This window comes from Micromonospora sp. NPDC005174 (genome assembly GCF_040608495.1).
In the GTDB taxonomy this organism is placed as follows: Bacteria; Actinomycetota; Actinomycetes; order Mycobacteriales; family Micromonosporaceae; genus Micromonospora.
Genome location: NZ_JBEXIJ010000003.1, coordinates 75,727 through 95,164 on the forward strand (window position 1 = coordinate 75,727; position 19,438 = coordinate 95,164).

The 19,438-nt window shown below is 70.7% G+C and carries 15 protein-coding genes and 2 tRNA genes; 11 read left to right on the forward strand and 6 right to left on the reverse strand.

What is annotated here, in order from left to right:
* Positions 1-5: 5 nt before the first annotated feature.
* From ABZU91_RS04430 to ABZU91_RS04440, 3 genes are read right to left on the reverse strand one after another with little or no spacing between them, the layout of a single operon-like run.
* Positions 6-1,316: an extracellular solute-binding protein gene (locus ABZU91_RS04430; protein WP_355233826.1), complete on the reverse strand. Its 1,311-nt coding sequence runs from the start codon at positions 1,314-1,316 to the stop codon at positions 6-8.
* Complete coding sequence (locus tag ABZU91_RS04435; protein ID WP_355233828.1) at positions 1,313-2,209, reverse strand: NAD(P)-dependent oxidoreductase; 897 nt, start codon at positions 2,207-2,209, stop codon at positions 1,313-1,315. Before ABZU91_RS04435 ends, ABZU91_RS04430 begins: the two co-directional genes overlap by 4 nt.
* Entirely contained in the window at positions 2,206-5,391 is a 3,186-nt protein-coding gene (locus ABZU91_RS04440; RefSeq protein WP_355233830.1) for a sugar-binding protein, read from the reverse strand. The genes ABZU91_RS04435 and ABZU91_RS04440 overlap by 4 nt, the downstream gene beginning before the upstream one ends.
* 358 nt (positions 5,392-5,749) lie before the next feature.
* On the opposite strand from ABZU91_RS04440, the gene ABZU91_RS04445 reads away from it, so the two are divergent.
* Complete coding sequence (locus ABZU91_RS04445) at positions 5,750-6,451, forward strand: helix-turn-helix domain-containing protein (RefSeq protein ID WP_355233832.1); 702 nt, start codon at positions 5,750-5,752, stop codon at positions 6,449-6,451.
* Between the two features lie 223 nt (positions 6,452-6,674).
* Here ABZU91_RS04445 and ABZU91_RS04450 read toward each other — a convergent pair whose 3' ends face one another.
* Positions 6,675-7,166 carry a hypothetical protein gene (locus ABZU91_RS04450; protein ID WP_355233834.1) on the reverse strand — a complete coding sequence of 164 codons (492 nt, stop codon included), beginning with the start codon at positions 7,164-7,166 and terminating at the stop codon, positions 6,675-6,677.
* 578 nt (positions 7,167-7,744) lie between these two features.
* On the opposite strand from ABZU91_RS04450, the gene ABZU91_RS04455 reads away from it, so the two are divergent.
* The 5 genes from ABZU91_RS04455 to ABZU91_RS04475 all read left to right on the forward strand — a co-directional run bounded on the left by ABZU91_RS04455 (position 7,745) and on the right by ABZU91_RS04475 (position 10,754).
* The gene (locus tag ABZU91_RS04455) at positions 7,745-7,963 is read left to right on the forward strand and encodes a hypothetical protein (RefSeq protein ID WP_355233836.1); all 219 of its coding nucleotides are present in this window, start codon (positions 7,745-7,747) and stop codon (positions 7,961-7,963) included.
* A complete protein-coding gene (locus ABZU91_RS04460; protein WP_355233838.1) occupies positions 7,947-8,465 on the forward strand; it encodes a DUF6879 family protein in 519 nt (172 codons plus the stop codon). Before ABZU91_RS04455 ends, ABZU91_RS04460 begins: the two co-directional genes overlap by 17 nt.
* Positions 8,446-9,300 carry a helix-turn-helix transcriptional regulator gene (locus tag ABZU91_RS04465; protein ID WP_355233840.1) on the forward strand — a complete coding sequence of 285 codons (855 nt, stop codon included), beginning with the start codon at positions 8,446-8,448 and terminating at the stop codon, positions 9,298-9,300. The genes ABZU91_RS04460 and ABZU91_RS04465 overlap by 20 nt, the downstream gene beginning before the upstream one ends.
* A 476-nt stretch (positions 9,301-9,776) precedes the next feature.
* Positions 9,777-10,055 carry a hypothetical protein gene (locus ABZU91_RS04470; RefSeq protein ID WP_355234785.1) on the forward strand — a complete coding sequence of 93 codons (279 nt, stop codon included), beginning with the start codon at positions 9,777-9,779 and terminating at the stop codon, positions 10,053-10,055.
* Between the two features lie 357 nt (positions 10,056-10,412).
* Positions 10,413-10,754 carry a hypothetical protein gene (locus tag ABZU91_RS04475; protein ID WP_355233842.1) on the forward strand — a complete coding sequence of 114 codons (342 nt, stop codon included), beginning with the start codon at positions 10,413-10,415 and terminating at the stop codon, positions 10,752-10,754.
* A gap of 259 nt (positions 10,755-11,013) precedes the next feature.
* Here the strand turns inward: ABZU91_RS04475 and ABZU91_RS04480 are convergent.
* A tRNA-Val gene (locus tag ABZU91_RS04480) sits at positions 11,014-11,088 on the reverse strand.
* Between the two features lie 46 nt (positions 11,089-11,134).
* Positions 11,135-11,207: transfer RNA gene (locus ABZU91_RS04485), tRNA-Gly, on the reverse strand.
* 149 nt (positions 11,208-11,356) lie between these two features.
* Between ABZU91_RS04485 and ABZU91_RS04490 the strand changes: the two genes are divergently transcribed.
* The 5 genes from ABZU91_RS04490 (at position 11,357) to ABZU91_RS04510 (ending at position 19,381) form a co-directional block, all read left to right on the forward strand.
* Complete coding sequence (locus ABZU91_RS04490; RefSeq protein ID WP_355233844.1) at positions 11,357-11,602, forward strand: DUF6458 family protein; 246 nt, start codon at positions 11,357-11,359, stop codon at positions 11,600-11,602.
* A 193-nt stretch (positions 11,603-11,795) separates the two neighbouring features.
* Positions 11,796-12,728 (forward strand): ABC transporter ATP-binding protein, encoded by a 933-nt coding sequence (locus ABZU91_RS04495; RefSeq protein WP_355233846.1) that lies wholly within the window; start codon positions 11,796-11,798, stop codon positions 12,726-12,728.
* Positions 12,725-13,447: an ABC transporter ATP-binding protein gene (locus ABZU91_RS04500; RefSeq protein WP_355233848.1), complete on the forward strand. Its 723-nt coding sequence runs from the start codon at positions 12,725-12,727 to the stop codon at positions 13,445-13,447. Before ABZU91_RS04495 ends, ABZU91_RS04500 begins: the two co-directional genes overlap by 4 nt.
* A gap of 7 nt (positions 13,448-13,454) precedes the next feature.
* A complete protein-coding gene (locus ABZU91_RS04505) occupies positions 13,455-16,622 on the forward strand; it encodes an FtsX-like permease family protein (RefSeq protein WP_355233850.1) in 3,168 nt (1,055 codons plus the stop codon).
* Complete coding sequence (locus ABZU91_RS04510) at positions 16,619-19,381, forward strand: FtsX-like permease family protein (protein WP_355233852.1); 2,763 nt, start codon at positions 16,619-16,621, stop codon at positions 19,379-19,381. Before ABZU91_RS04505 ends, ABZU91_RS04510 begins: the two co-directional genes overlap by 4 nt.
* The last annotated feature ends 57 nt before the right edge of the window (positions 19,382-19,438 follow it).

Sequence of the window (19,438 nt, forward strand, 5' to 3'; positions counted from 1 at the left end):
TGTCTCTAGGCCGCCTTTTTGATCGCGGCGTCGCACTGTTCCTTGGCGGTCCGGGCCCACTGGTCGATGCTGATGTTCCCGAGCAGGACCCGCTGGTTGAGCCCGTTCATGATCGTGGAGATCTCCGCGTGCGCCGTCTGGATGGCGTCCACGGGAATCCGCGCGTCCGAGGTCAGCAGGTTGGTGACCAGCGACTGCTCGTCGAACAGCTTCGCGGCGTCGGGTCCGCCCAGATCGACGGCCAGTTTGGCGGTGTCGCCCCCGGGCAGCGACGGGAGCCGGCCGCCGGGCACCATGTGTGCCGCGCCTTCGCCGAGCCAGAACTGCAGGAGCGTGAAGGCGGCGTCCTGGTGCTTGGACTTCTTGGTGATGGCCACGTTGTCGCCGTAGGCACCGGTGTTCCAGAACTGCGCGCCCTTCTGCGGCGCCGGCATCGGCAGCAGAACGGTCTTGAAGTCGTGCGGATACTCCTTGGTGTCCTTGATGTAGCGCATGACGAACGGCTGGGAGATCCACATCGCGACCTTCCCCGTGAGGAACGGGGTCTGGGCGAACGCGTCCCACTTCTGCGCGACGATCTCGGTCATCGGGACGGCGGACTTCTCGGCCATCATGTCCAGCCGGAGTTGGAAGTTCTCCCGGAACGCCGGGTGGTCGAAATTGGACTCGCGGCCGCCGGGCTTGTAGGTGAAGTCCGGGCCGAGCTGCTGGCGGGCAAGGTCCGGCGGGATGAGAGACCCGTACACGCCGTTGCCGGAAAGCTGCTTCGCGATCGCGCGGAAGTCGGCGGTCGTCCAGTCCGTCGGGACGGTGACGCCGGCCTTGTCGAGCAGGCTCTTGTTCGCCAGCACCGTCTCGACGCTGCGGCTGGCCGGGGCGGAGTACGCCTTGCCGTCGAAGAAGTAGTTGCTGGCCGGATTCGCGCCGGGGGCGAAGACCTTCAACACCGAGTCACCGGCGAGTCGGTCGGTGAGGTCGGTGAGCAGACCCGCCTCGACGCGCTTGGCCAGGGCCGAGCGCGCGTACGACACGACCACGTCGATGTCGATACCGCCCTGCAGCGCGGTGTCGAGCTTGAGGTTGCCCTGATCATCGTTGACGAAACGGGTGTACTTGACCTTGATGTTCGGGTGCTTCGCGGTGAACGCGGCGAACAGGGCGTCGGGTCCGTTCTCCGCAGGGACTCCGCCCCAGACGTTGAGGGTCACCGTGCCGGCGTCACCGGACTCGTCCTTGCCGCAGGCCGCGAGGAGGGCGGCGGAACCCAGTCCGGCCGCGCCCGCGAGCAGGCGCCGGCGGCTGATCGTACGTGTCATGGCGTCACTTCCTGATCTGAGGATGGTGGCTGTCCGGGTGGGGACAGTGGATGGAGGTGCTCGGGGGTGAAGCCGAGCAGCCGCGTGGCTCGACCGGTGTCGATGGCGACGCTCCGGCCGGTCGATCGCGTCCGCCGGGGCACCCCCGGTAGGTGTTCGTCCAGCAGCGCCTCCGTGTCGGTGGCGCTCAGGGTGTCCGGCGCGGCGACGAACACCGCGTGGAATCCCGTCACGGGGGCGGTGAGGGCCAACAGGCCGGCGCGGGCGGCGTCGCGGGTGTCCAGGTACGCCCACATCTCCTTGGCCCCCCACGACGGGTGGTCGACGTAGTTGCGGGCGTACTTCTCGAATTGATCGCCGGGACCGCCGAGCAGCGGCAGGCGCAGTGCGACGACTGTCATCCCGTGCCGGCGGGCCATCATGGCGCCGATCGCCTCGTCGGTCTGCTTCGACAGCGCGTACGGGTCGGCCACCTGCAGCGGCAGATCCTCGTCGATGGGCAGGTAGGCCGGTGTCTGCGGGTGCGGCGACCAGGGCAGACCGGTCACCGACAGGCTGCTGGCGAGCACGGCCCGGCGGACGCCCCGCTGAGCCGCCTCCTCCAACACGGTGAAGGTGGCCTGGGTGTTGGTGGTGAACACCTCGTGCGGTGTGCCGAGAGTGGGCGCGGGGATCGCCGCGCAGTGGAAGACGGCGTCGACCTCAGCGAGGGCGTCGCGTACCACGATGGGGTCCCCGGCGGATCCGGTCACCATCCGGTCCGCCCGGGTGTCGCCCGGGTCGTGCAGGTCGAGACCGGTGGTGGGGATGAGCTGGTCGGCGAAGAGCGTCAGGGCCGCCCGGCCCAGCCGTCCGGCCGCACCGGTGACCAGGATCCGCCGGGGCCCGCTCACGGCGCCATCACCTGCACCGGCCGGAACTCGGCGGTGTTCTTGGCCAGGACGATGCCGCCGCCCCACTGGATCCAGCCGGCCCGGCCGATGCCGTCGTCGTCATCGTTGACCACGAAGGACAGGGCGACCGGCGCGGTGGGCGGACCGCTGAGCCCGAGTGCGGACCAGGGCACCGACACGCGGTAGGAGGTGGTGGTCCCGTTCCGGACGATCGCCGCCGTCGCGCCGGGCGTCGCCCCGGCCACTCCGCCGGGCGGCGGCGTGAAGGTGTACACGGCCGGACCGGTGCCCAGCAGTGCCGCGCCGATCTCGACGCGGGCGGTCGACCGCCCCGGAAGGTCGGGGCTGATCGCCAGTTGGATGGAGTCGCCGTCCCACATACTGCCGGCCGTCTTCGTCTGGGCGTGGACGTTGTCGGTCACGTCGGCCGTCAACCACAGGGCGTCCGCGGTGCGGGTGAGCTTGACGGTGCCCGACAGGTCCGACGTGCCGCCGTAGGGAACCCGCCGGTAGTCGACCGCACCGTCGGCCGCCAGATTCACGGGTACGACCGCGTTCTGTCCGTCCGCCTCGATCGGGTTGAAGCCGACGGTCCCACCGGCCCGGAACGCGCCCAACTGTGCCGTGTCCACGCGCACCGACATGTCGTAGGACTTCCACGGGACGATCCCCGCGACCGGTATGTCGACAGAGGTGACGGAGTTCGGCGGGACCGGGGCGACGCCGGTAACCGTGCCGCTCTGCGTCCCCACCGTCCAGGCGATCTGGGAGACGTCCAGAGCCGTCGCCGACTTGTTGTTGGTGATCTTGACCCGCAGCGACCCACCGAGCGGCCCGACCGACGTCACGATCGGATCGACGGTCGCCACGACCGGATCGGTGATCATCGCGTCGTCGCGCAGCACCATCGACGCCGATCCGCCGGACCCGGCCCGCACGTGCACCGTTCGCGGTCCCTTCACCGTGCTACCAGGAACGGTGACGGTCTTCGTTCCCACCTGCCCGGCCGGCGCGTACACCGCGTAGGTGCTGTCCTCGATCTGGAAGTTGGTCCACGTGCCTCCACCGCCGTGGGTCCGGTCCACCTTCAGCGTCACCGGGATGTCGTCGCCGACGGCGACCGTGTCCGGCACCGAGACGGAATACACCTTCGGGTTGCTCACCGCGAGGGCCGTCGGCTTGCCCTTGGTGAAGACCGGGTGCTCGGTCAGGTCCAGCGTCACCTTGCCCTGAAGGGGTTCCAGGGTGTTCGACCGGCCGTAGGCGTTGGTGACCGTGACGGGAGTGGTGGTGCTCAGCTCCACCTGGGTCGGCGTGGTCGCCCACATCACCCGGACCGGCGTCTTGCCGGCCCCGCCGGCGAACTCGTACGAGTAGACACCCGAGCCCAGGTTGTCGGCGGCACGGAAGTCCAGACCGGCGAGCTGGCGGATCAGCACCGACTGCGTGACCAGCGCCGGCTTCGGGGCGTAGGCGTTCATCCCCAGGTACCCGGGACGGCGCAGCACGCCGAAGTTGTACTCCTGGTTCGACGCGGTCGTGCCGTCGTTGAGGAAGTCGTACCAGTAGTAGCGGCTGGCCCCGTTGGCCACGGCCAGGCTGGCCGTGCGCACCAGGTAGTCGCCCTGCTGCAGTTCGGTGACGCCACCGCTGGTGTGGGTCGGGTATCCGTTCTCGGTGATGTCGATCGGCATGTCGCGACCGTTGTTGTAGCGGCGGATCAGGTCCTTGAACGTCGGGATCATGGTCACGCCGCGGACCTCCGGCGGTGCCGGGAAGCCGTAGAGGTGCGCGCTGAAGCGGTCCATGTACTGCAGGCCGCCGATCTGGAACAGCTCCTCCCACCACGCGGGTCCGCCGCCGGCCGGCGCGACGACCTCGGCCTGCGGGTGGTCGGCCTTCACCTTGGCGTAGGTCGCCTGCAACAGAGGTAGGTAGCACTGCGGGGTACGACCGCACAGGCCGTTGTTGAAGCCGCCGTCGAACTCGTTGTACACCTCGACCTTGTTGGTACCGGAGAGGGCGAGCATCGCCGAGGCGTAGGCGGCGAAGGCGGCGTGGCCCTCCGGCGTGCTCGGCGTCTTTCCGCCGTCGTAGAGCGGATTGGCGAACGCCGCGACCAGCAGAGGCTCCATGCCGTTGGCGGCCAGCCCGTTGAGGAACGGGGCGCCGTAGGTGGGCATGGTGTAGGTGCCGGCGGTCTTCTCCACGTGCTGCCAGGACAGGGCGTCGCGGACGTGGGTGTAACCGACCTTCGCCATCGTGGGAATGAGACTGGGCGGGTCGCTCTGGGAGAAGTGGGTCCCGACTCCCCACGGCGCCCCGGGTCTCCGGGCGTCGGCGGGAAGCGCGTCCAGCAGCGCCACCGGCGTGTACCGGGTGACCGGGAGTCCACCCACCTCGGCAGTGACGCCGAGGGTGTAGTAGCCGGGCTTGACCGTGGCGAGGTTGACCGTCGCGGTGCCACCGGACACCGCGGCCGTGCCGCTGGCCGCCGGCACCCCCTGCTCGTCGGCGACCGCCCAGCTCACGCTGGCCGCGCTGGAGGTCACCGGGATGGTCCGCGGCTCGGATCCGCTGAAGACCAGGTTCGTCGCGGTGATGCGCACCGCCTCGGCAGTGCTGAAGCTGACCGAGACGTCGGAGACGCACAGGTCGGTGGCCGACCGCCCGAGCCGGCTGTCCCAGGAGGCGATGCGGAAGTCGGCGCCGGACGGCAGGTCGCCCTTGAACTCGGCGTCGGCCAACTGGAAGACGTAGGAACGCCAGACGTTCCCGCCGGTCAGCGGGACGGCGTCGCCGGCCCGGTTCTGCCCCGTGCCGTCGTACTGGATCGTGAAGTGTCCGGGGCCGGCGTCGAAGTAGCTGACCTTGACGAACGCGTACCCGGTGGTGGCCGGCTGTCGGGCGGCATCGACCCGGAAGTACAGGAAGTCGTTGGTGATCGGCGTCGTCGTGGTGGTCCAGCAGGGGCGGCCGCCCCGCTCCGTGGCAGCCGTGGAGATCTGGCCGGAGGCGTCGCCGGGATTGCCGGCCATGCCGTTCCACTGCGGGGTCGCCGAGAGCACCGCGGAGGCCGCGGCGGCGTCGGCGAACGCTGGAGGCGCGACGCCGATCATGGGTAGACCGATGAGAACGGCCAGTCCGGCCGCGACGTGCGTCCGCCACCTGTGGCGGTGCACATTCGAGGGTCGTATCAAGTTCGTCACCTCTCGGCTCAGCCACAGTCCGCTCGTTGGCGCATCGTCGTCCCGTGGCTTGGGCGCGTGGCGAGCCGACCGGCTCGCCACGGTTCGCAGCATGTGGCGCCTTTCCGTCCCTGGCGGCAGCCCGCCGGACCCACCCCGTGATGGAGGAAACCGACCCGGGCAGCCCTCATCGCGCCTGCTCGAGCAGGGTCGACTGCGGCGACCAGGCGGGATCGTTGGTCAAGTGCGGCGAGCGTAATGGTGCAGTAATAGCACCGTCAAGACACGTCGATGAAACCCGAGCGACACGAGCCCGTAGCGCTCCGCAACGGAGTGATGCTATAAATGCAACATGCTGCCGTCTCAGCCGAACAAATCGCTCCAGGATGGGCTCGACTGCCTGCAGTTGCTGGCCAGTTCCGCTGAAGCCCTCGGCTCACGCGAGGTCGCACGACGGCTCGGGCTGGAACCTTCTCGCGCAAACCGGCTGCTCAAGACCCTCGCGCACATCCGACTGATCGAACAGGACGAGCGGCGCCGCTATCGTCCCGGCCCGGGAATCCATGCCCTGGCCGCGCAGAGCCTCTTCGGGTCGGGCCTGATCCGCCGCGCGCTCGGGCCGCTCGGCGAGCTGCACGTCCACGGTCACACCGTGGCCATGGGTGTGCTCTGGCGCGACCACATGTCGTACCTGTACCACGCCGACCCGGGCATGGACACCAGCACGGCCCTCGGCCGGATCGGCCTCTTCCCGGTCACCCGCTCCGGGCTCGGGATGGCGCTGCTGGCCTCCCAGGACGACGAGAACGTCCGCACCATGTGGGAGACCAGCGCGAACGAAACCCCGGTCGAGCAGGTCCTCACCGACCTGGCGGAGATCCGCGAAGCCGGTTTCGCCCTGCGCGCCGGCAAGACCGAGCGCACCGTTGCCGTCACCGTCGGCTCGGCACCGTACGCCGCGATCGGCATGTCCGGCCGCTTCCCCGACGCGCACATTCCTGAACTCGTCAGCGCACTCCGGCACGCGGCAGAGAAGATCGACAAGAGGGGCTGAGGCGGCCCACCGCGCCGCGAGGGCGGCCACAGCGCCGACGCCGCGCGGGAGACGATCGACGCCCGGCCGACCGGCGCGACAACGGCCGGCCGACGAGCTCATCTGTGTGGTGGAACTCGTGGAGGCCCTTGCACACCCTGTTGGGAGGCCAAACGCCTGCTCGGCATGGCCAAGAGGCGGGCATAGCGGCATGAAGGCCACCGATAGACCGCGCAGAAACACCTCAGGCGGCGGGGATTAGCTGCTCCAGATTCCGCCAGTCCCTGGCCGCCCAGTCCATCAACTGACGTACGCGCTCCTTGCCTTCCTCGATCACGACATCGATGAAGCACTCACACTTCGTCAACTCCCGACCATTGATCATGCACACGGCGATACCCGCGATCTGCATGCCCCTGGACACAGCTACGAGTTGCTGATCCCAGGGCAGCGGTAGTCGCTTGGCGATCTCCTTGCCGAAGACCCTGACGATGCGGGGCGTGCTGAGCCACTCCAGCAGGAAGCCCACCAGGTCGCCGATCCGGTCATGGAGCCAGTCCTTGCCGTCCAAGGCAGCACGGGCGAGACGGGCAAGCCCCTTGCAGTTTCGCCCCGACCAGTCGACCGTCAGCCGGTTCCAGACACCGTCCCCCGCGTATCTGGCTGCCTGAGCCACTGCGGCATCGACCGCTCCGACCGCCAACGTAGCCTCGAAATAGTCGACAGCTTCGGCCACCAGGGCATCCCGCGCTGCGGGTGAGTGCCTGCGACGCGGCCGATCCGACACCCTGGATGTACGCGGTGAGCTTGCCGCTCGGCGAGTTCGCGCCGGTGACTTCGGCTTGGCCTTCGTAGGAGATTGCTTGGCGTACTCGGCCAAGCGCCCGCGCAGCGGCACTTCCGGCCGACCAAGGTGCTGCGGACACCGCTGGCCGATGCGACTGACTGGACGTTGGCAGGCGCGCCCGTCCTCATCACGCGGTCCCCGGCATTTGATCCTCTGCTTGCGCGGCCTCTGCGCCATGACCGAACGTAAAGCGGCCAACACACAGCATGACAGCCGCCGATCATGTCGGATCTAGGACATGACGCCCGCCGGCAGGGCTCCACATCGGACGGTAGCGCACGGTCCAACAGTTCAGCTTGTCAGGCATCCAGAGGGGTGGGGGAAAGTGCTCATCCATTGCCCTCGGCGGGAGTCGCAAATTTTCGTCACCATCCGCAATTCTTCACCTACTCTTTGACGTACCTCCCGGTCGTCCGCAGGATGGCCACGTCGCAACATCCCGCAACCGGCAGGACAGGGAGTGGACCATGCGCCTAACGTTGATCGGTAAGGATCCAGAGTCGAACCCGACAGGCTCGCCTACGGTGTACCGCACCGACCGGGAGAGCTGGGTGGTGCAGGGTTGGGTGGTGTCGGACCCGGCGGTATTGGCACAGATGAGCATGCCGGAGGGTGAGTCCTGCGTGGAGATCCCAGACCGGATGCTCCAGTTCTTCAGGCAGGGGGATCGTGACCTCGATCAGTGAGGCTGAGTTCGAGCGGTTGTTGGTGAGCTTCGAGCGCGACGCCATCCACCTGGAGACGCGCGACGCCTACGGCACCGCGGTTGAGTTGCCGTACATGGCCAAGTGGGCCGCCGGCGAGCCGAATGACCTGGCGTGGCTGGAGGGCTGGTGCGAGAGCTTGCGCGAGCACGTCAAGGCAGGGCGATTGGTACGTCGCGCGCGTATCGTCTCTGAGCCGCTGAGCGACTACCAGCGCTGGTCGTACAGCATCGCTGGGCCCATGGTGGACGCAGGCGAGGACATCCGCTGGGTGCCGCGTCGCCTGGTGTCATCACTGGCGCTGCCGGGCAACGACTACTACCTGTTCGACGACCGCCTGGCGGTCTTCCTGATTTACGCAGGCACCGGTCTGGCTGTGGATCGGGTGGCGTCCACCGACCCGGCTGACTTGCAGTTGTGCCGGTCGGCGTTCGAGGCAGTATGGCAGTTGGCTATCCCGCACCGTGACTACCAACCCGTCTAGCGCTGCCCGCCAGGGCCAAGAGGCGCTCGGTGTCCGTCTCCGTGAGCTGCGCAAGGAAGCAGGGCTCACGGGGCGGGTGCTGGCGGCCTTGACCGGCCAGCACTTCACTCGGGTTAGCAAGATCGAGCACGGCGTCCAGCCGCCGACCGACAAGGACATCCGGGCCTGGTGCCACGCCTGCAACGCTGAAGACCAGATCCCCGATCTGACCGCCACGCTGCGGGCGGTGGAGTCGGCGTACCTGGAGTTCCGGCGCCAGAGCCGGGCGGGCATGAAGCGGGTGCTCGGCGCGCACACCCTGGCCTTGTACGAGCAGACGTCGGTGTTCCGGATCTATGAGCACAACGCCATCCCCGGGCTGTTCCAGACCGCCGACTACACCGCCGCGATGCTGTCGTTCTGGATCGACTTTTTGGAGACGCCCAACGACCTGGACGAGGCCGTGGCAGTGCGTATGGAACGCCAGCAGGTGCTCTACCAGCGCGGCAAGCGGTTCGTGGTGGTGCTGGAGGAACAGTCGCTGCGCACCTGGTTCGGTGACGCCGCCATCCAGGCCGGGCAGATGGACCGGCTGCTGGCGGTGATGTCCCTGCCGAACGTCTCGGTGGGCATCATCCCCCTGATGACCGAACGTCCGGCAGTCGCGTCCACCGGCTTTTGGATCTTCGACGACCTGCTGGTCGCGCTGGAGACGCCCACGGCGAGCATCGAGGTCACCCGGCCACACGAGATCGAGCTGTACGCCCGGATGTTCGACCGCCTCCAGGTGTCAGCTGTGTACGGACCCGAGGCGCGGGCGCTGATCGGGCGCACGATCGATCAACTCGGCCAGTAGCGTCGCAACACTTCGCAACATCATGGACACCGTTGACGGCCCGCTCATACCGTCATTGCGGAACTTCGGTAAGACGGACGCAGGGTACGAAAGGCGGCCGTTGCAGTGGATCCGGCGACGGCACCCAAGCCGGGTGCCCACTGGTAACGGATGAACGGCCGACCACTCGCCTGGCCATGACGTATAAACGTCTGTCCGTTCGGTGACGAGGTTCCCTTGAGGCTGCCGGACGGTCCGCGGCAACGGTGTCCGTCCGGCAGCCACCCTCAAGCAGGCGGAAGGGTGGCCCGTGATAATGCTTGGTGCTCTGATCAGCGCCGTACTACTGGGATTCCTGGCAGGACTGTTCAGCTTCAAGGTCAAAGAGCGATGGTGCCCGGAGTGCGGCGCGGCCACCTTGGGCAAGGCTCCGGCCGACGCCTGCAGGAACCGGGATACCGCCACCAGCACGGCAGGTGCGCCAGCTCGTCGGCACGATGACCGCGAGCGGTAGGCCGAGCAGACGACACGAGCATCCGCCTGCCTCGCCGGAACTGCCAGCACCCAAGGCGGGCGATGTGCTGGAGATTGGCGGGGCCGCCAGCGTTCAGTTTGCAGGCAAGCGAGGGTTCCGCTTTCGGGTCATCAAGGTCTGCCCGAGGCCGACGTACTGGGGATGGCTATGGCTGACGGGGTACGTGCTCGATAGCAAGGGGCAGGCCAGAGAGCGGCGTGAGATATTTGTGCAGCGGGAGGGACTGAATATCGGGTCCTAGTCCGAATTCCGATGCATCTACGTTCGACCTGCTACCACGCCAGCAACCACAGCGGACTCCGTTCACCAGCTAACTTAGCATTCGGTCAAAGCATTCGATTTTATCGGCACCACCGAGGCTTTTAGCCACGCGAACGAACTCCTCTTGCGGCCTGGACCGGGTCTTCACAGACCCCTTGACCCCCAGGCAACCAACACGATCTCGTGAGCTGGCATGGGACGAGCGCTGAGCAGTGAACCGCGTCCGACACCATCCCGCGCGTCCGTGTGTGTCCGTCGCGGTCGTCACTCAGCTAGTCGCTCAGCCGGCGCTCCACGACCTGGCAAAGCCAGGTCCCGATGCAGCACCATGAACGTCATGATTCAGGAGACTGCGCGCCAGCGGTGGCACCAGGAGCACGTGGGATCCTGGCTCCAGCTCATCGCCACTCTCGGGAGTGAGGGCTGGGAGGCGCATTTGACCTGTGCGGCAGCTCCTATGCAGGTGGAAGGCTCTCTGCCGAATGATGAGCTCTTCTGCTTCCGCGCCCGCCACAGCGATATCTCGCTGGGCATCGGAGGCGACGACCCCGCCGACATCCCCGAGTGGGAAGGGAGCGAATCGCGCACAGATGCCAGCTGGCTACCAGCAGCCGAGGGCGAGGCCATCATCAGACGGCTTGCTTTCCGCTACGCAGAGCAGAGCAATCCGACTGAGTGAGCACCGTCAGTTTGGAAGGTGCCTTTTTGCCTGCGGACAGAACTCAACCTGCGCCCGACCCTGCCATCCCGTCTGCCGCCGACCGCCCTCCTGGAAGCGGGCCGCCGCCGGCCCGCCACGTCAAGACGGCCTTGACGCACGGTCGAACGCTGGCGGGTCGGGCCTTCGGCGAGGACACCCGCACTGGGGCTTAGTCACCCAGTTAGTCACCCAGCAATGGCAAGAGGCCACATCCATCGATGGGATGTAGCCTCTGAGCTGGTGGGCGATACTGGGTTTGAACCAGTGACCTCTTCCGTGTCAGGGAAGCGCGCTCCCACTGCGCCAATCGCCCGTGTTGCCGCTCGACCTGGCCGCTGGGCCCGTCGAGACGGATCGCGAGCGGACGACGGGATTCGAACCCGCGACCCTCACCTTGGCAAGGTGATGCGCTACCAGCTGCGCTACGTCCGCACGCCGCCGACAAGCGCCGGCGACGAAGCGAACTCTACCCGATGCCAAGATCGGTGGACGCGGCACCCTCGGACGACGGCGATTGCGCTGCTCGACGGCGGGGTACTGATGAACCTCGACAGCACACCACACCCCCTAAGGAGGCTGTCGTGGGTATCGGCACCAGCATCTTCCTGATCGCGCTCGGCGCGATTCTCACCTTCGCGCTCGACGCGAGCGTCGGCGGCATCAACCTCGACGTGGTCGGCTGGATCCTGATGGGCGCCGGCGTGCTCGGGCTGATCATGACTGCGTTGATCTTCCAGCGCCGCCGTACCGCCGTCGTGACCACCACCGAGCAGCCGGTCGAGTACCGCCGGGTCGAGGAGCGGCGGGACATCGCCCCGCCGCTGTGACGCGATCCGGTGTACGGGCCGGCGACCTCCCCGAGGATGCCGGCCCGTCCCGTTTTCGCAGGTGGAGACCACCGACAGGCTCGCCCTCCACTTCGTGGGTACGCAGCCCTTCGGCGAAGATTCCTCGCCGCCACCGCAGAAAAGCCGCCCGGGGGCATGGTCAACGACGCCGCCGATTGCGAAACTGCTGGCAATGTCCAGCACCCCGCTCTCCCTGCCGCAGCCGTCCGCCCGGGCGCCCGAGTTCGGCCGGGACGCGCTCATCGTCTGCGAGAACCTGGTCCGGATCTACCAGACCGGTTCGATCGAGGTCCAGGCCCTGCAGGGACTGGACCTGGCCGTCGAGAGCGGTGAGCTGATCGCCGTCGTCGGCGCCTCGGGATCGGGCAAGTCGACGCTGCTCTCCATCCTGGCCGGCATCGACGCCCCCACCGCCGGCCGGGTCCGGGTCGCACAGTGGAATCTGCTGTCGATGTCCCGCGCCGACCGGGTCGACTACCGACGGCGTACCGTCGGCTTCGTACGGCAGCAGACGGCGAGCAACCTGATCCCCTACCTCACCGCACGGGAGATGGTGGACCTGCCGATGACGGCGGCCCGCACCGCGAAGAAGGAACGCCGGGAGCGCGCCGCCGAACTGCTGGACAGCCTCGGTGTCGCCGACTGCGCCGAGCGGCGCCCCGGACAACTCTCCGGAGGACAGCAGATGCGGGTCGCGATCGCCGTGGCGCTGGCCAACCAACCGCGGGTCCTGCTCGCCGACGAACCGACCGGCGAGTTGGACGCGGCCACCTCCGCGGAGGTCTTCGGTGTGCTGCGGGACGTCAACCGGCGGTACGGCGTCACCGTCGTCGTGGTGACCCACGACCCGGAGGTCAGCAGCCAGGTAGAACGGACCGTCGCGATCCGGGACGGTCGCACCAGCAGCGAGGTGCTGCGCCGCACCACCACCGACGCGGAGGGCGACACGCACATGATCGCCGAGGAGTACGCCGTGATGGACCGGGCCGGACGCGTTCAGGTGCCCCGCGAGTTCCGCCAGGCGCTGGCGCTGACCCGACGGGTCCGGCTGGCCCTGGAACCCGACCACATCACGATCCACTCCGACTCGCGAAGCGGCGAATGAGCACCGAGCCGCTGCTGCGCGTGCGCGACCTGCACCGACGCTTCCGCAGCGGGCCGACCGTCGTCCACGCCCTGCGCGGCGTGTCGTTCGACGTGACCGCCGGTTCGATGGTGGCGCTCGTCGGCCGGTCCGGCTCGGGCAAGACCACCCTGCTCAACGTCATCGGCGGCCTGGACCGCCCGGACGCCGGCACCGTGCACATCGACGGGACCGACGTCACCGCGCTCGACGAGGATGGCCTGTCCCGGCTGCGGCGGGAGAAGGTGTCGTACGTCTTCCAGAGCTTCGGGCTGATCCCGGTGCTGTCCGCCACCGAGAACGTCGCCGCGCCGCTGCGGCTGGCCCGCGTCGCCCCGGCCGAGCGCGAGCGGCGGGTCGCGTTGCTGCTGGAACTGGTCGGCCTGGCCGACCACGCCCAGCAGCGCCCGACCGAGCTGTCCGGCGGCCAACAGCAGCGGGTGGCGATCGCCCGCGCGCTGGCCGCCTCGCCCCGGCTCCTGCTCGCCGACGAGCCCACCGGGCAACTGGACGCCGAGACGGGCCTGTCGGTGATGGCACTGCTGCGTGGGGTCGCGGAGTCCGAAGGCGTCACCGTGCTGGTGTCGACCCACGACGCGGTGATGATGGCCCTGGCCGACCGGGTCATCCGCATCCAGGACGGGCACCTCGACGACCAGGCGACCGGGCAACCGTCCACGTCCGCACCGAACGCCGGGTGACGCGACGATGCTGAGGCTGGTCAGCCGGCGCGCCCGCGCGCAGTGGCCGCTGCTGGCAGCCCTCCTCGGGGTCGTCACGATCGGCGCCACCCTGCTCGGCACCTGCACCCTCCTGATCACCCGCACCGCCGAGCGGGCGCTGGAGGTCGCCATGGCCCGCGCCGCCCCCGCCGCCGTCGACGCGACCGTCTACACCGGCGCCGTCGAGGGTCCGGACGTGCCGGCCGTGGCCGCCGACACCCGCAGCGTGGTGACCTCCGCGCTCGCACCGCTACCGGTGACGACGACCGCACGGGCGTCCACGGTGCTGCGGGCCCTGCCGCCCGCGCTCGCCCCGGGCACCTCCGTCGGAGCCCAGGCGTACCTGTCGGGGTTGGACGACCTGCCGGCCCGCGCCGAACTGGTCACCGGACGCTGGCCACAGCACCCCGGCGACGCGGTGCTGCTGGAGTCCACGGCCCAACTGCTCGACCTCATCCCCGGTAGCCGGGTGCACCTCGGTGCCGAGTTGGCCCACCCGCCCGTCCCGGCCATCGACGTGACAGTCGTCGGGGTCGTACGCCCGCTGCCGGGGCGCGGCTGGGACCGTGACCCCCTCGCCGCGGCCGGCTCCGCCACCGGCTATCGGGACGGCCGTTTCCTCCAGCCGGTAAACGCCTACGGCCCCTTCCTGATGGACCTCGCCGACCTGCTCACCACCGGCGCCACCGTCGACCGGATGGAGATCACCGCTCATCCGGACCTGTCCCACACGAACCGCCGCGACCTGGAGACCGTGGCCGGGGGCGTCCGCGAGGCCGACCGACGGCTGGCCGGCACCCTCGGCGACCGGGTCACGCTCGCACGTGTCGCCTCCGACCTGCCGCTGACCCTGCGGGCCGCCGACGACCAGCGGCACGTCACCGCAGCCGTCGTGCTCGCCATCGCCGTCCTCGGCGGTTTCCTGGCCGCGACGGCACTCGTCCTCGCCGGCCGGCTGACGGCGGGCATACGGGCCGACGAGACCGCCCTGCGGTCCGCCGTGGGCACCAGCGGTCGCCAACTCGCCGCCACCGCGACACTCGAGGCCGGGCTCCTCGCCGCCGTCGCTGCCGCGCTGGCGATACCGGCCTCGTCGGCTCTGCACGCCGGCCTGACCCACCTGCCGCCGCTGGACCACGCCGGCCTCACCGTCCGGCCGGCCATCGTCGGCGTCCAGGTCCTCGCGGTCGTCGGCGGCGCGCTGGTGCTCGCCGCCGTGCTCACCGTCCTGGCGATCCGGGCCGTCCCGACGGCAGGCGACCGGGGCACCCGCCGCGAACTGCTGGCCCGGTCGGGCGCAGACCTGATGCTCACGGTGTTCGCCGCCATCGGATGGTGGCAGCTGTACGCGCAGCCCAGCGCCGCCAGTCCACGCGCCGACGCGGTCCGGGTGCTCGCGCCGGCGCTGCTGCTCACCGCAGGTGCCGCCCTGGCGCTCCGGGTGGTACTGCCCGCACTGCGCGGCGTCGACCGGCTGGCGTACCGCGCCCGCGGGCTGGCGCTGCCGCTGGCGGTCGCCGAGGCCGCCCGCCGGCCCCAGGCGGTCGCCGCCGGGCTGCTCGTCGGGCTGGCCTGCGCTGCCGCGACCTTCGGCCTCGCCTTCGACACGACGTGGCACCAGTCGCAGCGCGACCAGGCCGCGCTCTCCGTCGGCACCGATCTCGCACTCACCCTCGGTACCGCGCCGGCGGCCGGAGACGGCGGGCTGGTCAGCGCGGCCACCGCGGGGGCGGTGAGTCCGGCCCTCGACCGTGGCACGACCGTCGGTCAGTGGCTCGGCACCGACGGCGAGGCGCCGCGCCTGGTCGCCGTCGACACCACCCGCGCCGAGGCACTGCTGCGCGGGCGGGTGGACGGCGACCGGGGATGGGCGGACGTCGCCGCCACGCTGGCGCCACGTACCCGGGTCACCGGCATCGCCGCTGCGGCCGGGGCGTCACTCGTCCTGAGCGGTACGGCGGTCGGTGACGTCCCGCTCGCCGTGACGCCCCGGGTGCTGTTGCAGGACGCGACAGGCCTCCGCACGTCCTGCACCGGTCCCGTCGTACCGCTGGACGGTCGGGAGGTTCGACTGCCCGCCTGCGCGACGGCTGACGGGTTACGCCTCGTCGCGGTCGCCCTGCCGGTCACCGCCGACACGGTCGGCGAACCCGTAGCCGTAGCCGTCACGCTCACCGTGCCCGCACCCGGCTCGACGGAGAGGACCACCGACGCATCACCCTGGACCGCCACGTCCGCGCCGCCGATCCCGAGCAAGGTGGGCAACCCGAGCGTCACGCTCTCCAGCACGCCCACGGGAACCGCGCTGCGGATGGCCGCGACCGTCGAGCTCGGGGGCGCCGAGGACGCCGCCCGAACCCTCGTCGCCAGCGCCTTCACGGACCCCGGCCCGGTGCCCGTCGCCGTCTCCGCCCGCTTCGCCGACGAGGTCGGCGCCGACAACGGCAGCCAGCTCAGCGTCATGGTCGGCATCACGCCCGTCCCGATCGTCGTCACCGAGGTCGTGCCGACCGTGCCGTCCGCTCCCGGCGCCGTCGCCGTCCTGGCCGACCTGGACACGCTGTCCCGCGCACGTGTCGTCGTCGGCGATCTGGCGTTCCCGGTCGACGCCTGGTGGGTCGGCAACCCCGCCGGCCCCGACGCCGCCGAGCGGACCGCCGCCCTGCACCTGGGCACCGTCGCGACCCGCGAGGCGGAGACCGCCCGCCTCACCGGCGGCCCGCTGCGGGCCGGGCTGCCGGGCGCGCTCCGGCTCATCGTCCCGGCCGCGGCTCTGCTGCTGCTCGCCGGAGTCGTCCTGCACGTCACCTGCGATCTGCAGGCCCGCGCCGTCGAGGTGGCTCGGCTGCGCGGCCTGGGGATGTCCCGGCGCGGCATCCGGACCGTGCTGCTCGGCCAGCATGCCGGCGTACTGCTGCCCCTGCTCGCGGCGGGCACGGTCGTCGGCGCGCTCGCCACCCGCGTTGTCGCTCCCCTGCTCGTCCGCTCCGACACCGGCGCCGCACCCGTCCCGGTCGCCCAGTCACACTGGCCGTGGTCGGCCGAGGCCGCACTGCTCGCCGTGCTGCTGGCCGGATGTCTGCTGGCGGTCGCGGTCGTGGTCACCGTCCAGGTCCGCCGGGCGGACGCCGCGCACCTGCGGGTGGCGCCGTGAACCGGCGGCTGACCCGCCGGTGGCTCGCGCCGCACTGGCCCAGCATCCGTGGCCGTGGCCGGGCCGACGCCGGACCGCTGCTGCTCACCGCCGCCGTCATCGCGGCCGTCGCGCTGCTCGCCGGGGCGGTGCCGGTGCTGCTCCGCACCGCCGCCGACGAGGCCGTCCGGGACACGGTCCGCCGCGCCGGCCAGGACTCGAACGTCCTCGCACACGCCGCCTGGGAACGCGACGACGGCCCGACCGGCGGTCGGGTCCGGACTGCGGGCCTCGCCGAGGACGTCGACAATTTCCGGGTACGGGCGAAACGGGCGCTCGGGCCCGACCTCGACGCGGCACTGCTGCCGCCCATCGCCGTCGTCAGCGGTCCGATCCTCAACGTCACCGAGGGCAACGCGCCGCGTACCTTCCAGTTCACCTACCTGGCCGGTGACGCCGACGGCCCGGACGTGACCTGGGTCGCCGGGAGCGCGCCCGGCCCCGCCGTCCCTGGCGAGTTCGTCGAAGCCCCCTACAACGGACCGCCCTGGCCGGTGCAGGTCGGCCTCTCCGAAGTGGACGCCGCCGCGCTCGACCTCGGCCCCGGTGATCGGATCCCGCTCAAGGACGGCCGCGGTCGCGGGAAGGACGTCCGGATCAGCGGAATCTACCGACCCGCGGACAGCGCCGACCCCGCCTGGCTGCTCGCCCCGGCGCTCCTGCGTCCCGTGCCCGGCATCGACGGCATGGGGATTACCCGGTTCGCCGGCCTGTTGTCGCGCGAGTCGTTGCCGGACGCCCGACTCGCCGTCGACCAGGACCAACTGCGGCGCACCGTCCAGTTCACGCCCGAACCCGACGCGCTCACCTGGGACACCACCGCGACGCTCGCCAGCCGGGTGGTCGAACTCAAGGCGACCTCCGGCTCGTCGGGCGCCCGTGACGACTCCCTCAAGTGGGAGTCCCAGCTCGACACCGCCCTGCGCGACGCCCGTGGGCGGATCAGCGCCGCCTGGGCACAGGCCGCCGTCCTGCTCACCGGCGTGCTGACCGCCACGGTACTGCTCCTGCTGCTCGCCGCCGCCCTGCTGGTCGCCCGCCGTGGCCCGGCGCTGAGCGTCGCCCGACAGCGTGGGGCGGCGTTACCCGACCTCGGTGCGGAACTGGCCATGGAGTCCACCGCGGTCTCCCTGTCCGCCGCCGCGGTCGGGCTCGCGCTCGCCCGTGTGGCGGCACCGGACGTCTCCTGGCCCTGGGCTGTTCCCGTGGTCCTGGCCGGGGCCGTGGCCGCGCCGGCGTTCGGCATCCTCGCCGCCGGCCGCGCCAGCCGGGACCGGCGTCAACCCGCCAACCCGGCCGCTCGGCGCTGGGTCCGGGCCACCGGCGAGCTGCGCCGCTTCGCCGTGGAGGCCGCGGTCCTGATCGCCGCAGTCGCCGCCTTCGTCACGCTGCACCAGGGCGGTCTCCTGCCTGTCGCCTCCGGCAGCAGCGGCACCGGCGAGCTGACGGGCGACCTCATCCTGCCGATCAGCGCCCTCTCCCTGGGCGTGCTCGTCGGCGCGCTCGTCCTGCTTCGCCTGCTGCCCGTCGGGGCACGGTTGGCGCTTCGACGGGCCCTGCGCTCGCGCCGCCCGCTGGCCGTGTTCGGTGCCGCTCGGGCGACCACCACGGCCGGTCGCGCGCTGCCGCTGCTGGTGCTGGTGAGTGCCACGGCGCTCGCGTCGTTCGCGCTCATCCTCGGGTCCACGGTCAGCCGGGGCCTGGCCGACGGCGCGTGGAGCACCGTCGGTGCGGACGCCCGCCTCGACGTCGGCGCCGAAGCCGAGGCCGCCACGGCCGGCGTCGCCGAACGCGTCGCCGCCGCACCGGGGGTGGAGCAGGTGGTCGTCGCGCAGGTGACCGACTCGGCGCACGTCTTCGCCGAGTCGACGCTGTTCACCCCACGCCTGGTAGTCGTGGATGCCGACGCGTTCCAGCGTCTGCTGGCCAGCACCCCGCTGCCGGACGCGCCGGCACTGGCCCGGCTCACGGTGCCCGGTCCTGGCGGCGGTGACGTCCCGGCGCTGGTCCGGTCGGGCAACGGCGACCTGCGGACCGGGATGCGGTTGCAGCTGTCCCGGGACGACGCCCCGGCGATCCGTCTCACCGCCGTCGGTACCGCGCCGTCCGTCGACGGTGCCGGTGACGTCGTCATCGTGGACGCCGGGGCCCTCGCCGCCGCCGGGCTGCCCGCCGTCCCGAACACCGTCTGGGTGACCGGCCCCGGTGCGGCGCGGGCGTTGTCGGCAAGCGGCGTGACCGCCGACGTCGTGCTGCGCGCGGACGCCCTCCGGGCGCAGCGGGTCGCGCCGCTGACCGCGGGGCTGCTAAGGCTGGCGTGGACGGCCGCCGCGGTGCTGCTGGCGCTGGGGCTGCTCGGCCTCGCGCTCGCCGCCGCCGCGAGCGCGTCGGAGCGGTGGCAGACCCTGACCCGGCTGCGGACCCTCGGCCTGCGGCCACGCGACGCCCGTTGGGTGGCGGCTGGTGAAGTGTTGCCGCCGGCGGTGGTCGCCGCGGTCTGCGGACCGCTCCTCGGGGTCCTGCTCACACGCCTGACGATCGGCCCGCTCGACCTGCGGCTGATCACCGGTCAGGCCGCCGACCCGGCGGCGGTCCTGCCGTGGTGGCTGCTCGGCCTGGTGAGCGTGGCGTTGCTGGCGGCGGCCGCCCTGATCGTGCCTGTCGAGTCGGCGCTGCGGCGGCGCGACCGGCTGAGCGAGGTGCTCCGCGCCGGCGAGTAGGTGGGCGGAATCGTCGAGGCCCGTTACCGGACATCCGGTAACGGGCCTCGACGATTC

Coding starts and splice junctions, on each gene's coding strand:
- ABZU91_RS04500 (WP_355233848.1), top strand. CDS start 12,725: ATGAGCACCGAGCCGCTGCTGCGCGTGCGCGACCTGCACCGACGCTTC.
- ABZU91_RS04455 (WP_355233836.1), top strand. CDS start 7,745: ATGCGCCTAACGTTGATCGGTAAGGATCCAGAGTCGAACCCGACAGGC.
- ABZU91_RS04505 (WP_355233850.1), top strand. CDS start 13,455: ATGCTGAGGCTGGTCAGCCGGCGCGCCCGCGCGCAGTGGCCGCTGCTG.
- ABZU91_RS04475 (WP_355233842.1), top strand. CDS start 10,413: ATGATTCAGGAGACTGCGCGCCAGCGGTGGCACCAGGAGCACGTGGGA.
- ABZU91_RS04495 (WP_355233846.1), top strand. CDS start 11,796: ATGTCCAGCACCCCGCTCTCCCTGCCGCAGCCGTCCGCCCGGGCGCCC.
- ABZU91_RS04470 (WP_355234785.1), top strand. CDS start 9,777: ATGACCGCGAGCGGTAGGCCGAGCAGACGACACGAGCATCCGCCTGCC.
- ABZU91_RS04430 (WP_355233826.1), bottom strand. CDS start 1,316: ATGACACGTACGATCAGCCGCCGGCGCCTGCTCGCGGGCGCGGCCGGA.
- ABZU91_RS04445 (WP_355233832.1), top strand. CDS start 5,750: ATGCTGCCGTCTCAGCCGAACAAATCGCTCCAGGATGGGCTCGACTGC.